At 58.3% G+C, this 16,037-nt stretch carries 11 protein-coding genes; all 11 read left to right on the top strand.

The features are described 5' to 3' along the window. Positions 1 to 6: 6 nt before the first annotated feature. The 11 genes from ACKF11_RS05365 (at position 7) to ACKF11_RS05415 (ending at position 15,987) form a co-directional block, all read left to right on the top strand. Positions 7 to 1,758 (top strand): class I SAM-dependent DNA methyltransferase, encoded by a 1,752-nt coding sequence (locus ACKF11_RS05365; RefSeq protein WP_407996244.1) that lies wholly within the window; start codon positions 7 to 9, stop codon positions 1,756 to 1,758. Then, a complete protein-coding gene (locus tag ACKF11_RS05370; protein ID WP_407996245.1) occupies positions 1,751 to 2,185 on the top strand; it encodes a nucleotidyltransferase substrate binding protein in 435 nt (144 codons plus the stop codon). The genes ACKF11_RS05365 and ACKF11_RS05370 overlap by 8 nt, the downstream gene beginning before the upstream one ends. Then, positions 2,178 to 3,728, top strand: coding sequence for a restriction endonuclease subunit S (locus ACKF11_RS05375; RefSeq protein ID WP_407996246.1), 1,551 nt, complete (start codon positions 2,178 to 2,180; stop codon positions 3,726 to 3,728). Before ACKF11_RS05370 ends, ACKF11_RS05375 begins: the two co-directional genes overlap by 8 nt. Then, positions 3,725 to 5,260, top strand: a complete 1,536-nt coding sequence (locus tag ACKF11_RS05380; protein WP_407996247.1) for an RNA-directed DNA polymerase — start codon at positions 3,725 to 3,727, stop codon at positions 5,258 to 5,260. Before ACKF11_RS05375 ends, ACKF11_RS05380 begins: the two co-directional genes overlap by 4 nt. Then, a complete protein-coding gene (locus ACKF11_RS05385) occupies positions 5,257 to 5,442 on the top strand; it encodes a hypothetical protein (protein WP_407996248.1) in 186 nt (61 codons plus the stop codon). Before ACKF11_RS05380 ends, ACKF11_RS05385 begins: the two co-directional genes overlap by 4 nt. Before the next feature lie 198 nt (positions 5,443 to 5,640). Then, a complete protein-coding gene (locus tag ACKF11_RS05390; RefSeq protein ID WP_510338911.1) occupies positions 5,641 to 8,793 on the top strand; it encodes a type I restriction endonuclease subunit R in 3,153 nt (1,050 codons plus the stop codon). Positions 8,794 to 8,880: 87 nt separating this feature from the next. After that, positions 8,881 to 9,894, top strand: a complete 1,014-nt coding sequence (locus ACKF11_RS05395; protein WP_407996249.1) for a T6SS phospholipase effector Tle1-like catalytic domain-containing protein — start codon at positions 8,881 to 8,883, stop codon at positions 9,892 to 9,894. Positions 9,895 to 10,057: 163 nt separating this feature from the next. Beyond that, positions 10,058 to 10,993 (top strand): carbohydrate kinase family protein, encoded by a 936-nt coding sequence (locus ACKF11_RS05400; protein WP_407996250.1) that lies wholly within the window; start codon positions 10,058 to 10,060, stop codon positions 10,991 to 10,993. Further along, positions 10,990 to 13,167 (top strand): HAD-IIB family hydrolase, encoded by a 2,178-nt coding sequence (locus ACKF11_RS05405; RefSeq protein ID WP_407996251.1) that lies wholly within the window; start codon positions 10,990 to 10,992, stop codon positions 13,165 to 13,167. Before ACKF11_RS05400 ends, ACKF11_RS05405 begins: the two co-directional genes overlap by 4 nt. Before the next feature lie 31 nt (positions 13,168 to 13,198). Then, complete coding sequence (locus ACKF11_RS05410; protein WP_407996252.1) at positions 13,199 to 15,151, top strand: amylosucrase; 1,953 nt, start codon at positions 13,199 to 13,201, stop codon at positions 15,149 to 15,151. A gap of 17 nt (positions 15,152 to 15,168) precedes the next feature. After that, positions 15,169 to 15,987 (top strand): mechanosensitive ion channel family protein, encoded by an 819-nt coding sequence (locus tag ACKF11_RS05415; RefSeq protein WP_407996253.1) that lies wholly within the window; start codon positions 15,169 to 15,171, stop codon positions 15,985 to 15,987. The last annotated feature ends 50 nt before the right edge of the window (positions 15,988 to 16,037 follow it).

Below are 16,037 nucleotides of genomic sequence, written 5' to 3' on the forward strand. Positions count from 1 at the left end.
ACTCTTATGCATCTTATCGAACAACAATTCTTCAACGACCTGGAAAAGAAGCTCTGGACCGCCGCCGACAAGCTGCGCTCCAACCTCGATGCCGCCGTCTACAAGCACGTCGTGCTCGGGCTGATCTTCCTCAAGTACGTGTCCGATGCCTTCGAAGAACGGCAACGCGAATTGCGCGAGCAGTTCACCAACCCGGATCATGACTACTACATGGACCCGGACGAGTACGGCGGCGCAGGCACCCAGGAGTACGAAGACAACATCGCCGCAGAACTGGAAGTGCGCGACTACTACACCGAGAAGAACGTGTTCTGGGTGCCGGTCGAAGCGCGTTGGCAAACCCTGCGCGACTGCGCGCAACTGCCGCCCAAGGCAGCGCTGCCGTGGAACAAGCCGGGCAAGGACGAACCCGAGGAAATGCGCTCGGTCGGCTGGCTGATCGACAACGCCATGGAAGCCGTCGAGCGTGAGAACGCCCGCCTGAAGAACGTGCTCAACAAGGACTTCGCCCGCGTGCAGCTCGACTCCAGCAAGCTGGCCGGGCTGATCAGCCACTTCTCGGATACCGACTTCAGCGCCAAGGAATACAAGGGCCAGCCGCTGAACCTGAAATCCAGGGACATCCTTGGCCACGTCTACGAATACTTCCTCGGCCAGTTCGCCCTGGCCGAAGGCAAGAAGGGCGGCCAGTACTACACGCCCAAGAGCATCGTCACCCTGATCGTGGAAATGCTCCAGCCATTCAAAGGCCGCGTCTACGACCCGGCCATGGGCTCCGGTGGTTTCTTCGTGCAAAGCGAGGAGTTCATCGAACAGCACGGCGGCAAGGCAGCCAACGGCAAGAGCGGGCAGATCAGCGTCTACGGGCAGGAGAGCAACCCCACCACTTGGCGGTTGGCCGCCATGAACATGGCCATTCGCGGCATCGACTTCAACTTCGGCAGCGGCCCGGCCGATACCCTGCTGAACGACCTGCACCCGGATCTGCGCGCCGATTTCGTCATGGCCAACCCGCCCTTCAACATGAAGGAATGGTGGAACGAAAAGCTGGCCAATGACCCGCGCTGGATCGCCGGCACGCCGCCGCAGGGCAACGCCAACTTCGCCTGGCTGCAGCACATGCTCTGGCACCTGGCGCCTACCGGCAGCATGGCGCTGCTGCTGGCCAACGGCTCCATGAGTTCCAACACCAACAACGAGGGCGAAATCCGCAAGCGGCTGGTCGAGGACGACTACGTCGAGTGCATGGTCGCGCTGCCCGGCCAGTTGTTCACCAACACCCAGATTCCGGCCTGCATCTGGTTCCTGACCCGCGACAAGCAGAACGGCCTTGCGCTGGACAAGAAGAAGCGCGACCGGCGCGGCGAGTTCCTGTTCATCGACGCCCGTCAGATGGGCTACATGAAAGACCGCGTGCTGCGTGACTTCATTCAGAACGACACTACGGACGAAATCCAGACAATCGCCGATACCTTCCATGCCTGGCAGCAGGGCGAGGGATATAAGGATGTGCCCGGCTTCTGCTATTCCGCCAAGCTGGACGAAATCCGCAAGCATGAGCATGTGCTGACGCCGGGCCGCTATGTAGGTGCAGCGGAACAGGAAGACGACGGCGAACCCTTTGCAGACAGGATGCAGCGGCTGACCTCGCAATTGGCGGAGCAGTTTGCAGAGAGTGCCAAGCTGGAAGAAGACATCAGGAAGAATTTGGTGGGGTTGGGATACAGCCTGGAAAAACAGGAGAGCGCGCATGAGTGATATTCGACTTGACCTTTCCGCGTTACGGGATGCTGTGGGATCACTTGAAGATGGGTTGGAGGTAGTCAGCGATGGCGAATGGTTTAATCGGCAGTCCGAAAAGGTGCGGAACACGTTGATTGCAGGCGTTATTCAGAACTTCGAGTTTGTTTATGAAATCAGTATCAAGATGGTCAGACGCCAGATCGAACTGGAATCAGCAAGCCCAACCGAAGTGGATGAAACCAACTTTCGTGATGTATTGCGCGTCGCCGCCGAGAAAGGCTTGATCGCCGATGTGGAGGCTTGGTTCAAATATCGCAAGATGCGCAATATCACTGCCCATACCTATGACCATGAAAAAGCGCAGAAAGTCTATCAGGACACCTTGATCTTCATTGATGACGCACGGGCGTTGTTGCAAAAACTGGAAAGCCGCAATGCCTGAACTGCCCAAGATCGACATTCGCCCCGATCACTGGGGCATCGTGTGCGACATCCTGCAAAAACACGTGCCGCAATATGCCGTCTGGGCGTTCGGCTCCCGCGCCAAATGGACGGCCAAGGAATATTCCGACCTTGATCTGGCCGTCATCACCGATAAACCCCTCTCGCTGGATGTGAGTGCCAGCCTGAGCGATGACTTCTCCGAATCCGACCTGCCGTGGAAGGTGGATATTGTCGATTGGGCCAGTACCAGCGAATCTTTCAGAAAAGTAATTGAGCGGGATAAGGTGGTGGTGCAGGAAGTTAGAGTGGATCGTAAATGGATAATAACTACGGTAGGTGATTACTGCCCATTTACCTATGGTAAAGCTGTTAAGAAAAATGATCAGGTAACTGATGGAACGCCAGTTTATGGTTCTAACGGAATTTTCACATTCACTAATAAACCATTAGTAAAACAGCACGCTGTAATTATTGGCAGGAAGGGTAGTGTTGGTAAAGTTCACTTTAGTACAGTGCCGTGCTGGGTAAGTGATACGGCTTTTTATGTTACAAAGGACAGTATTCAGGAAACATATTTTTCGTATTACCTTCTTTCTTCTTTAGGTTTAGAGGATATGAATACTGATGCAGCCGTACCAGGTCTTAATAGAGATAATGCGCATCGGTTGGATATTAAAATACCAGGCACGGTTGAAGAGCGAGTTTCTTTAATTGAGCCGTTAGTAATAATCGACAAAAAAATCGACCTCAACCGCCGTATCAACCAAACCCTCGAAGCCATGGCGCAAGCCATCTTCAAATCCTGGTTTGTCGATTTCGACCCGGTCAAGGCCAAGATTGCCGCCATCGAACAAGGCGAAGACCCGCTGCGCGCCGCCATGCGCGCCATCAGCGGCAAGACCGACGCCGAACTCGACCAGATGCCCCGCGAGCACCACGACCAACTCGCCGCCACCGCCGCGCTGTTTCCCGATGCAATGCAAGAGTCGGAGTTGGGAGAGATTCCGAAGGGATGGGAAGTAAAGCGCGTTGGTGATCTGATTGAATTGGCATACGGCAAAGCTCTCAAATCAACCGACCGTAAACAAGGCTCTGTTCCTGTTTACGGGTCTGGCGGCGTCACTGGCTACCACAATGAAGCACTGGTACCACACGGCGCAATCATTGTTGGGCGCAAAGGAACTGTGGGTAGTTTGTACTGGGAAGATGATCCGTTTTTCCCAATCGACACGACCTTTTACGTCAAACCCAAAGCAGTGCCGATAACTTACTGCTTCTATGCCATGCAAACGCTCGGGCTGAACAAAATGAATACCGATGCGGCAGTTCCCGGGTTGAATCGTGAGAACGTGTACCGGCTTGAACTGGTCGCACCGCCTGCCCTGGTTTTGGATGCCTTCGATGGGCTGGTTGAGCAGATGAGGAAAACAATGCGTGCAAACGAAATTACAAGTCAGTCGTTAGCCGAACTCCGCGACACCCTTCTCCCCAAACTCCTCTCTGGTGAGCTGCGCGTTCCGGATGTAGAGGCTGCCAAATGACTTTTCCCGTCAACGCAGCCATTCGAAAATCCATTCTCGAACTTTCGCACGATGAAGCACGGAACTTTCTGTTGAAGCCAGAAAGCTATTGCAACCTAGACTTTCCACCTTACCTGAAGTTCGATGGTTTGCTGAGAGATACCGCCAGTGTGCTTGATAGCAAAAAGCTGTCAAGCATGGTGCATAAAAACAAAGTGCGTGACTACGACGATGTGAATTACACCATCCTGCATAACAAGGATGGGCGATACGCATGGCGGCCATTTCAGTTGATTCATCCTGCGCTCTATGTCTCCCTTGTTCAGGAAATAACAGAGGAAGCAAAGTGGCGGCGCATATGCAAGCGATTTAAAATTTTTTCTGGAAACGCGAAGATTTGCTGCTTGAGTTTGCCCGTGGTTTCGACATCAAAGCAAAAAGACCGCGCAGAGCAGGTCACGGAGTGGTGGCAGCAGGTTGAGCAACGCTCCATCGCACTCTCGCTTGAATACGACTATGTGCTGGAAACCGACATAACGGATTGCTACGGCGCGATTTACACACACTCTATCGCGTGGGCCTTGCACACGAAGGCGGTAGCAAAGCGCAAAAGGCGGGATGGTTGCTTGATAGGCAATGTCATAGACAACCACATTCAGGACATGCGGCACGGGCAGACCAACGGGATACCGCAGGGTTCGGTGTTGATGGACTTCATCGCGGAGATGGTGTTGGGGTTTGCCGACCGGGAACTATCAAAACGGTTGAAGCGGGAAAATATTTCGAACTTCCAGATTCTGCGCTACCGCGATGATTACCGCATCTTCGTCAATAACCCACAAGACGGCGATGCCATCATCAAGGCTATTACCGAAATCACCACAGATTTGGGACTGAAGCTCAATCCATCGAAGACGCGTGCGAGCGCGGATGTGGTGCGCTCATCCATCAAGAGCGACAAACTGGTATGGACAGGGCGGAAGCAGCACGAAAAGGACTTTCAAAAGCACCTGCTCATCATCCACGACCATGCGAATGATTACCCAAACTCCGGTAGTTTGGCGCGCGCATTGGGCGACTACAACAGGCGCCTTTTGAGGGCAAAGACGAAGCCCAAGCAAGAAAGTTTGATGCCATTGATTGCTATCGTGGTGGACATTGCTTATCGGAATCCGCGCACTTATGCGATTTGCGCCGCAGTGCTCAGCATACTTCTGGGGCAAATGGAAGATGACAACGAAAAATTCGCTACAGTGCGACGAATACAGCAGAAATTCGGGAAGCTCCCCAACACCGGTCACATGCAGATATGGTTACAGCGTGTGACGCTGCCAATCAACAAGAATATTGAATACACCGAAGCCATCTGCAAGCTGGTTACTGGATCGAATATTTCACTATGGAATAACGAATGGATTACTTCCAGCGATCTCAAGGCTACGGTGGATTCGGCCAAAATCGTCGACAAGGCAGTTCGAGATCAACTAGCACCGACCATTCAGTTGGATGAATTCGAGTTGTTCTTATCAAACATGGAAGGCTATTACGGATGAACAGTGCACTGCTTCCCGCTTGGCCTGTCTCCGGAGAATCTGACTCTCTGGATTTCAAGAAAGGCCGCGGCAACATCGTGTCGCAGATCATTACCGCGACGATCGAGCAGGGCTTGGTCAAGAACGATCCCAATGCGCCGGACTCGCGGCGTTATGCCAGGTACATTCCGGCATGGGCCTGAGTTATTTCATGGCAAGTTTGACAAGAAGGCCAAGAATTTCACAGTTGATTGATTTTTATATATTTTTTTATTTCATCGCAAACCGAAGCTCCTGCCACGCCAGGAAAACAGAAGCACCGACACATCACATTGCAAGGGCTTAAATATAGTCAATGAGCAGTGCTGATTGTATCGGGTAGGTACGGGGGAACCATATTTGTGAGCATCACCGAACAACAACTCGAAAATGCCGCGATCGGCTGGTTCAACGAACTGGGCTGGCGTTACGTCGACGGTCCGGCCATCGCACCCGATGGCGATCAGCCCGCCCGCAACGACTACCGCCAGACCGTACTACACGACCACCTGCTGGCAGCACTGGCACGCATCAACCCGCACATCCCCGCCGCCGCGCTGGAACAGGCAGCACACGAACTGCTGACGGTGAGCGAGCCACTGCTGATCGCCCGCAATCGCCGCGTGCATCGACTGCTGCTGGCCGGCATCCCGGTCGAATTTGCCGTGGGCGATGAAAAGCGCACTGAGCTGGTCAACCTGATCGACTTCGCCAATCCACGCAACAACGATTTCCTGCTGGTCAGCCAGTTCACCGTGACCGGCACCAAGCAGCCGCGCCGCCCCGATCTGGTGGCCTTCGTCAACGGCCTGCCGCTGGCGGTGATCGAGCTGAAGAACCCGGCCAACGAGCAGACCGACATCTGGGATGCCTTCAACCAGATCCAGACCTACAAGGAAGAGATTGGCGACCTGTTCAACACCAACGTGGCGGTGGTGGTCAGTGACGGCTTCACGGCGCGGCTGGGTTCGCTCACGGCCGATCAGGAACGCATGCAGCCCTGGCGGGCGATTGCCAACGAGGATGACCGGCCGCTGCTGGAATTCGAGTTGGAAACGCTGGTGCGCGGGTTCTTTGAGCCGGCGCTGTTTCTCGACTATGTGCGTCACTTCGTGCTGTTCGAGCAGGATGCCGACCAGATCATCAAGAAGATCGCCGGCTACCACCAGTTCCATGCGGTGCGCGAGGCGGTGGCCGCCACGGTCATCGCCGCCAGCAATCCGAACAAGGGAATGCTGGAAGTGCAGGAGCCGCGCGCCACCTATGGCAAGGAAGTGCAGCCCGGTAGCCGCAAGGCCGGTGTGGTGTGGCATACGCAAGGCTCGGGCAAGAGCATCACCATGGCCTGCTACGCGGGCAAGCTGTTGCAGCAGCCGCAGATGAAGAACCCCACGCTGGTGGTGGTGACCGACCGCAACGATCTGGACGGGCAGCTGTACGGCACCTTCTGCGCCGCCGAAGACCTGCTGCGGCAGACGCCGGTGCAGGCTGGCAGTCGCGAGGAACTGCGCGAGATGCTGGCTTCGCGCGAGGCTGGCGGCATCATCTTCACCACGGTGCAGAAGTTTGCCCTGTTGGACGATGAGGAACAGCACCCGCTGCTGTCGGGTCGCAGCAATATCGTGGTGATCTCCGACGAGGCGCACCGCAGCCAGTACGGCATGAAGGGGCGGCTGGACACCAAGACCGGCAAGTACGTGTTCGGTTACGCCAAGCACATGCGCGACGCGCTGGCCAATGCCACCTTCATCGGCTTTACCGGCACCCCCATCGCCCTGGAAGACAAGGACACACGGGCGGTGTTTGGCGATTACGTCAGCATCTACGACATTCAGGACGCGGTTCATGACGGCGCCACCGTGCCGATCTTCTATGAAAGCCGCCTGGCCAGGCTGGACGTGAACCAGGCCGAGATCGACGCGCTCAATGCCCAGGTGGATGAGGTCATCGAGGATGAGGAAGACCTCACCGCCCGCGAGAAGACCAAGAGCGATTGGGCTGCGCTGACCAAGCTGGTGGGCGCCCAGCCACGGCTGGAACAGGTGGCTGCCGACCTGGTGCAGCACTTCGAGACGCGCACCGCCACGCTGGAAGGCAAGGCGATGATCGTCTGCATGAGCCGTGACATCTGCGCCGAGCTGTACAAGGCCATCGTGGCCCTGCGTCCGGATTGGCACGACGCTGACCCGGAAAAGGGCGCGATCAAGGTGGTGATGACTGGCTCGGCAGCGGACAAGCCCTTGTTGCAACCGCACCTGTACAGCCAGCAGGTGAAGAAACGCCTGGAAAAGCGCTTCAAGAACCCGGCGGATCCGTTGAAGCTGGTGATCGTGCGCGACATGTGGCTGACCGGCTTCGACGCGCCCTGCTGCCACACCATGTACGTGGACAAGCCCATGAAGGGCCACAACCTGATGCAGGCCATCGCCCGCGTCAACCGGGTGTTCCGCAACAAGCCCGGTGGACTGGTGGTGGATTACATCGGCATTGCCAACGAGCTGAAAGCGGCGCTCAAGACCTACACCGAAGCCAAGGGCAAGGGCGACCCGACGCACAACGCGAGCGAGGCCCTGGCCGTGCTGCTGGAAAAGCTGGACATCGTGCGCGGGCTGATGCATGGCTTCGACTACAGTGGCTTTGAGACTGAGGCGATGAAGCTGCTGGTGCCGGCGGCCAACCACATTCTTGGGCTGAAGGACGGCAAGCAGCGCTTCCTCGATGCCATGCTGGCCGTGAGCAAGGCGTTTTCCCTGTGCAGCACGTTGGACGAGGCCACCGCCTTGCGCACGGAGATTGCCTTCTTCGCCGCCGTCAAGGCCGCCATCGTCAAGTTCACCACGGTGGACCGCAAGCGTTCCGACGCGGACAAGAACAGCGCGCTCAAGCAGATCCTGGACAACGCCATCGTGGCGGATGGAGTGGCGGATATCTTCGCCCTGGCGGGCCTGGACAAGCCCAACATCGGCCTGTTGTCGGAAGAATTTCTGGAAGACGTGCGACAGATGAAGAGCCGCAACCTGGCGGTGGAACTGCTGGAAAAGCTGCTGCGTGACGAGATCAAGGCGCGGGCGCGTAACAACGTAGTGCAGGAGAAGAAGTACGGCGACCGCCTGCTGGAAACCCTGCGCAAGTATCACAACCGGGCAGTGGAGACGGCGCAGGTCATCGAGGAATTGATCCAGATGGCCAAGGACTTTCAGGCCGCGCTGGAGCGTGAAGCAGCGCTGGGGCTGAATCCTGACGAGATCGCGTTCTATGACGCCCTGGCCAACAACGAAAGCGCGGTGCGAGACCTGGGTGACGACACCTTGAAGAAGATCGCTGTCGAAATCACCGAGAAACTACGCAGCAGCACCACGGTGGATTGGCAGGTGCGTGAGAGCGTCCGCGCCAAGCTGCGGATTCTGGTGCGGCGCACGCTGAGGAAGTGGAAATATCCCCCGGTAGGTGAAGAAGCTGCGATCGAACTGGTACTTACGCAAGCAGAATCACTAGCGAATACTTGGTCACACTAAGTTTCGTACAATCTCAATTACAAAATAATTGTGAATTAAAAAGGAAACCGCACTGAACATTGATTAACTGACATAAGGGGAGCAACCATGAAAAGGATCGCGATCTTTGCCGACGGCACCTGGAATTCGCCCGAGCAATCCCAACCCACCAACGTGCTGCATATGGCGCAGGCGGTCAGCCCGAACACGGGCGGCACAGAGCAGGTGGCGTTCTACGACTGGGGCATAGGGTCGGACGGCAACAAGATCACCGCGGGCATCACCGGCGCCGGGATAGACAAGAACATCATGGATTGCTACCGCTTCATCGTGCACAACTACGATCCAGGCGACGAGCTGTATTTCTTCGGCTTCAGCCGCGGCGCCTACACCGTGCGTTCGCTGGCGGGCTTCATCCGCAACAGCGGCTTGCTCAGGCGGGAGCATGCGGGCCGCATCGGCGAAGCCTACAAGCTCTACCGAAGGCGCTCGCGCAACAGCGGCCCAAGCGCGCCGGAAGCGACCGCATTCCGCCAGGCCTACGCCGTGGCGGATATCACCTACATCGAATTCGTCGGCGTCTGGGATACGGTGGGAGCGCTTGGCATCCCCATCCCGTTCTGGGGCACGCTGGGCGAGCGCGAATTCCTATTCCACGATACCGAGCCCAGCAAGATCATCCTGCATGCCCGCCATGCCGTGTCGATTGATGAAAACCGCAAGGATTTCGAGCCGACATTGTGGAGCGAGAAACCTGGGCTGGACTTGAAGCAGGTCTGGTTCGCAGGGGTGCATTCCGATATCGGCGGCGGCTACCCTCAGCCTGGTTTGAGCTATTGCGCGGCCCAATGGATGATCGCGGAAGCGGAACAAAGCGGACTAATTTTTGAACCTCACCTCAAGAATGCCATCCAACCTGATGCACATGACCAGCAACATAATGAGCGCAAAGGTATCTATCTGGCCCGCGAAGAGCATGTCCGTACCATCTCTGGGCCAGTTCACAAGTCGGTCAAGCAACGCTGGGAAGCCAATACAGACAACTACCGTAGCAAGAGCAAGGCCCTTGCGCGGCTGCTCGATGGAGCAGGCGGCGACTGGAGCAAGATAGCCGTAGTCTGACTCAAAACGCTAACCGCTTGCCGCGCGTGAAAACGCCTTGCGCTCAGAACAAGCGACTCACAAAACTCAGCCTGGCAGCCTAGCCAGCCGATCGTCAACGGCGGGAAGGCAATGCGACCGATAGTTTTGTCAGCCGCTCTACATAATAAATAAAGGAGCAGCAGTGGCATTACCTCAACGCGACTTCAAGAAAAACAACGGCCATGCGGTTGCCATTTTCGGCGAGGTGCTCGCCGATGTCTTTCCCGACGGCAGCGTGCTGGGCGGTGCACCGTTCAACGTAGCCCGCCACCTGCAGGCCTTTGGCCTGCATCCCGTCATGATCACCCGCATTGGCCAGGATGACCTCGGGCACGAGCTGCTGGACGAAATGCAGCGCCTGGGCATGGATACCAGCGGCGTGCAGGTAGACCCTTTCAACCCCACCGGGCAGGTCAAGGTCCACATTTCCCCCAAGGGGCATCAGTTCGAGATCCTGCCTTCCCAGGCCTATGATTACATCCATGCCGGGGTGACGCACATGGTCACCATGGCAACCAAACCCGACCTGGTGTATTTCGGTACATTGGCCCAGCGCAATATGGAATCGCGCCTGGCCGTGGACAACTTCCTCAACTACGGCACCAGCCCGCGCTTTCTCGACATCAACCTGCGCGACCCCTGGTACGACAAGCATACGGTGCGCCGTTCCCTGTTGCGCGCCGACCTCGTCAAGCTCAACAACGAGGAACTGGCCACGCTGGTGAAAATGCTGCGGTTGCCTGGGCGCACGCCGCATGAACATGCCGCCGCGCTGATCAAGCGCTTCAACCTCGATCTGCTGCTGGTGACGGAAGGCGAGCAAGGAGGATGGCTGATGAACGGGGCCGGGCAGGTCATCACCGTTGACGGCACCGAGCCGCCCAAGACTTTTGTCGATACGGTGGGTGCCGGCGATGCGTTCGCCTCGGCCTTTATCCTCGGCATACTCAAAGGATGGCCTGCCGACGTGACCCTCGCGCGCGCCAACCAGTTTGCAGCCGCGCTGTGCGGGGTACGCGGGGCCGCGCCGTCCTCGATGGAGTTCTATGCGCCGTACAAGCAGGAGTGGCAGCTATGAGCGCTCCGGACGAACGCCCTATCTACATCCTCATGATCAGCATGCATGGGCTGATCCGCTCGGAAAACCTGGAGCTGGGCCGCGATGCCGACACCGGGGGCCAGATCACCTATGTGGTCGAACTGGCGCGCGCGCTGGGCAAGCACCCGCTGGTGGAAAAAGTCGACCTGCTCACGCGCCGCATCGATGACGACAGCCTGCCGGAGGACTACAGCATTCCCGAGGAGCAGCTCGAGCAGAATGCCCGTATCGTCCGCCTGCCTTGCGGCCCCAAGCGTTACCTGCGCAAGGAATCCCTGTGGCCGCACCTGGACCAAATGGTGGACCAGTGCCTGCACTTCCTGCGCAACCAGGGCGGGCGGCTGCCAGACCTGCTGCATACCCACTACGCCGATGCGGGTTATGTCGGGCAACAATTATCCCTGCTGCTCGGCATCCCGCAGGTGCATACCGGGCACTCCCTCGGCCACACCAAGCGCGAACGCCTGCTCGCCTCGGGCCGCAAGGCGTCCAGCATAGAGCGCCAGTTCAATTTCGAACGCCGCATTGCCGCGGAGGAATCCGTGCTCGAACACGCCTCCATGATCATCACCAGCACGCAGCAGGAGATTGACGAGCAATACAGCCTGTATCGCCACTTCGACCACCAGCGCTTCCGTGTCATTCCGCCCGGTACCGACACCACGCGCTTCTCGCCGCCCGGACGCAGGAAAATCTCTTCCGGATTGCAAGAGAGCATAGACCGCTTTTTTTCCGACCCCGATAAGCCGCTGATCCTGACCATTTGCCGCCCCGAGGTACGCAAGAACCTCAAGGGCCTGATCGCCGCCTTTGGCGAAAGCGCGGAACTGCAGCAGCAAGCCAACCTGCTGATCGTGGCGGGCACCCGCGACGACATCCGCGACCTGGAAGAGTCGCAACAGCAAGTCATGCAGGAATTGTTGCTGGATATCGACCGCTACGACCTGTGGGGCAAGGTCGCCATTCCCAAGCACGTATCCCAGGACGACATCCCCGAGCTTTACCGCCTCGCAGCGCGCCGCCGCGGGGTCTTCGTCAACGCGGCCCTCACCGAACCGTTCGGCCTTACGCTGATCGAGGCCGCCGCCAGCGGCCTGCCATTTGTCGCGCCGGACGATGGCGGCCCGCGCGACATCGTGCAGAACTGCCGCAGCGGCCTGCTCGCCAACACATTGGAGAGCGGCGCGATCGCCGAGGCCCTGCAGGAAGTACTGTCGGACAAGAAGCGCTGGCGCACCTGGGCCAAGAACGGCCTGGCGGGCATCAGGCGCCACTACAACTGGCCGGCCCATGTGAACACCTACATGAAGCAGGTGCGCCACGTGCTGCGGCGCGACCGCAAGCGCTGGCGCCGCCAGCTGGTCATTACGCTGGATTCGGGCAAGGCCTATATGCCGCTGGTCAATTCCGCGCTGATCAGCGACATCGACAATACCTTGCTGGGCGACAGGCGCTCGTTGCGCCAGTTGGTGAACTGGCTCAAGGAGCGCAAGGGCAAGTTCGCTTTCGGCATCGCCACGGGCCGCACCATCGATAGCGCGGTCGATATCCTCAAGCAATGGCAGGTGCCCGTCCCGGAAGTGCTGATTACTTCCGTCGGCAGCGAGATCCACTACGGCGCGCGCCTGATCCCCGATACCGGCTGGGCCAACCATATCCGCCACAAATGGCGGCGCGACGCGCTGGAGGAAGCCATGAAGGAATTTCCGGGGTTGACGCTGCAAGCGCAGGAGAACCAGCGGGAGTTCAAGCTCAGCTACATCGCGGACCCGGACAAGATGCTGCCGGTCGAGGAAATCAACCGCCGCCTGCACGACCAGCAATTGTTCGCGCAATTGATCTATTCGCACAACGAGTTCCTCGACCTGTTGCCCATCCGCGCCTCGAAGGGGCATGCCATCCGCTACCTGGCCTACAAGTGGGGCGTGCCGGTCCGGCACTTCCTGGTGGCAGGGGATTCGGGCAACGACCACGAAATGCTGGTGGGCGACACGCTGGGCGTAGTGGTCGGCAACCACAGCGAAGAGCTGGACGAGCTGCGCGGCATGGAGCAAGTCTATTTCGCCCAGGGACGCTATGCGGCCGGCATCCTCGAGGGCATCGCCCATTACCGCTTCGATGAAATCGAGCCCATTCCCGTTAACGAGCACTAGCATCATCGTCACCGCAAGAAAGTGAACCGGCATGTATGAACAAGTATCCCACTCGTTGCTGAACGATATCCTGATCGGCCTCGACCCCAAGGTAGGATGTGAAGACCTCAAACACTTCTACATCCGCCTGGGCGCCAATTTCTACGCCATCCATTCCTTGTTCCACCAGCTTTATGGCGACCGGCGCGATTTCCGCCTGCAAATGCACAAGCTGGTGGCCGTCATGGCGAAGCAATACGTCAACCGTCCCCAGGAATTCCGCCAGCGCGACCTGGCGCGCGAGAAGGACCATGAATGGTTCCTGAGCCAGAAACTCGCGGGATACGCCCTCTATTGCCAGGAATACGCGCAAAGCCTGAAAGGCATGCACGAGAAACTGGATTACCTGCAGGAACTGGGCATCAACCTGGTCCATATCATGCCCATCCTCGACGGTCCCAAGGGACGCAACGACGGCGGCTATGCCGTGCGCGATTTCCGCAAGATCGACGAGAAATACGGCACGCTGGACGACCTCGACGCCCTGAGCGCCGACATGCGCAGCCGCGACATGCTGCTGGTGCTCGACGTCGTGGTGAACCATACCTCGGATGAACACGAATGGGCGCTGAAGGCGCAGAAAGGCAACAAGAAATACCAGGAGTACTACTACACCTACGAAGACCGGAAAATCCCCGACCTGTTCGAGCAGACCATGCCCGAGGTGTTTCCCGAAACCGCACCCGGCAATTTCACCTGGAACGACAAGATGGGCCGCTGGGTGATGACGGTGTTCAACAATTTCCAGTGGGACCTCAACTACAAGAACCCCGCCGTCTTCATCGAGATGATCGACATCATCCTGTTCTGGGCCAACCATGGCGCGGACGTGGTGCGCCTCGACGCCGTGGCCTTCCTCTGGAAGAAGATCGGCAGCGCCAGCCAGAACGAGCGCGAAGCGCACCTCATCCTGCAGCTCATGAAGGACTGCTGCCAGGTCACCGCGCCGGGCACCTTGTTCATCGCCGAGGCCATTGTCGCCCCGCTGGAGATCATCAAGTATTTCGGCGAGGATGCGGTCAACGCCAAGGAATGCGAGATCGCCTACAACGCGACCTATATGGCGTTGTTGTGGGAAGCCGTCGCCACCAAGAAGACCTTACTGCTCAACCGCGGGCTGCGCAGCCTGCCCACCAAGCTCGACAGCGCCACCTGGCTCAACTACGTGCGCTGTCATGACGACATCGGCCTGGGGTTCGACGACAACGACATCCGCGCCTCGGGCTACGATCCGCAAGCGCACCGCCGCTTCCTGGTCGATTACTATACCGGCGCCTACCCGGGCTCCACGGCCACCGGCGTCGCCTTCGGCGTCAACCCCAAGACCGGCGACGCGCGCATCTCGGGCTCGCTGGCCTCGCTGGCAGGGCTGGAAACCGCGCTGCTGCAGAATGACGAGCATGCCATCGACGTCAGCATCCGCACCATCATCCTGCTGCACAGCATGATCGCCTCGTTCGGCGGCATTCCCTTGCTCTACTATGGGGACTCGATCGGCACCCTCAACGACAACACCTACCTGGACGACGAGAACAAGCACCACGACAGCCGCTGGGTGCATCGCCCCGCCCTGGACTGGAACAAGGCTGCCCGCCGCCATGAGCCGGGCACGGTGGAAAACCGCATCTTTACCGCCATCCAGAGAATACTGGCCGTACGCAAGCAAATTCCCGCTTTTGCCGACCTCAACAACCGCGAGATATTCGAGACCAGCAACCCGCACCTGTTCACCTTCCTGCGCTTCACATCGCGCGGCTTGCACTCGCGCGTGCTCGTGACCGCCAATTTCGACGTCTCGCCGCAAACCATGAACCTCAGGGAGCTCGAGGCGGTCAACCTGTTCGAGCGCCGCGAGGCCAAGGATCTCTATAGCGGGAAATCCCTCTCCACCAGGAGCGGCACCCTGGAAATCCCGCCGCTCGGCTTTTATTGGCTACAGCTCTAACCCAGAAAAGGAAACCCATGCCATCATTCCTCGCTTCCCTAGGCGTGCCCGAGAACATCATCCCGCTGATCCTGTCCGGCCTGCGCATCCTGTTCATCGTCCTTGCAGCCATCATCCTCGTGCAGCTATGCAACAAGGCGATCCGCCTGCTCAAGGGCAGATTGCGCGCGCATGCTCAGCAGAACCTGGAGGAGCTCAAGCGCATCGAGACCCTGGGACGCGTCATCAGCTACATCGCTTCCACCGTGATCGGCAGCATTGCCGTGATCGAGGTCCTGCACGAGTTCGGCATCTCGCTCGCGCCGGTGCTCGCCGCTGCCGGTGTCGTCGGCGTGGCCGTCGGCTTCGGCTCGCAGAGCCTGGTCAAGGATTACTTCAACGGCCTGGTCATGCTGCTGGAAAACCAGATCCGCCAGGGCGATTCAATTGAAGCCGCAGGCAAGAAAGGCACAGTAGAAGAGGTCACCCTGCGCCACATCCGCCTGCGCGACTATGAAGGCACCGTGCACTTCATCCCCAACAGCGTCATCACCACCGTGAGCAACATGAGCCGCGGCTTTGCCTATGCCGTGATCGACATCAAGGTGCCGATCGCCAGCGATTTCAGCCGCATCCTGCAGACCATGCGTGAAATCGGCAAGCAATTGCGTGCGGAAGAAGCCTACCAGAACAAGATTGAAGGCGACCTCGAAGTGGCCGGCGTCGACCAGATGGACCACGAAACCGCCGTGCTGCGCGCCCGCTTCCAGGTTAAGCCATCGGAAAAGAGCAGCGTGCGCAGGGAATTTATCTACCGCTTGAAACAGGCACTGGATACACAGGTACAAGAAGCCTGACATGCGCTTTCCGCCGGGATATGCAGCATTGCTGATAGAGCAAGCAAGAT

It is taken from the genome of Methylobacillus draconifructus, from assembly GCF_045984385.1.
GTDB lineage: Bacteria > Pseudomonadota > Gammaproteobacteria > Burkholderiales > Methylophilaceae > Methylobacillus > Methylobacillus flagellatus_A.

What these genes read in the sequence shown, in the direction of transcription:
- ACKF11_RS05365 (WP_407996244.1), top strand. Translation starts at nt 7, where the DNA reads ATGCATCTTATCGAACAACAATTCTTCAACGACCTGGAAAAGAAGCTC.
- ACKF11_RS05370 (WP_407996245.1), top strand. Translation starts at nt 1,751, where the DNA reads ATGAGTGATATTCGACTTGACCTTTCCGCGTTACGGGATGCTGTGGGA.
- ACKF11_RS05375 (WP_407996246.1), top strand. Translation starts at nt 2,178, where the DNA reads ATGCCTGAACTGCCCAAGATCGACATTCGCCCCGATCACTGGGGCATC.
- ACKF11_RS05380 (WP_407996247.1), top strand. Translation starts at nt 3,725, where the DNA reads ATGACTTTTCCCGTCAACGCAGCCATTCGAAAATCCATTCTCGAACTT.
- ACKF11_RS05385 (WP_407996248.1), top strand. Translation starts at nt 5,257, where the DNA reads ATGAACAGTGCACTGCTTCCCGCTTGGCCTGTCTCCGGAGAATCTGAC.
- ACKF11_RS05395 (WP_407996249.1), top strand. Translation starts at nt 8,881, where the DNA reads ATGAAAAGGATCGCGATCTTTGCCGACGGCACCTGGAATTCGCCCGAG.
- ACKF11_RS05405 (WP_407996251.1), top strand. Translation starts at nt 10,990, where the DNA reads ATGAGCGCTCCGGACGAACGCCCTATCTACATCCTCATGATCAGCATG.
- ACKF11_RS05410 (WP_407996252.1), top strand. Translation starts at nt 13,199, where the DNA reads ATGTATGAACAAGTATCCCACTCGTTGCTGAACGATATCCTGATCGGC.
- ACKF11_RS05415 (WP_407996253.1), top strand. Translation starts at nt 15,169, where the DNA reads ATGCCATCATTCCTCGCTTCCCTAGGCGTGCCCGAGAACATCATCCCG.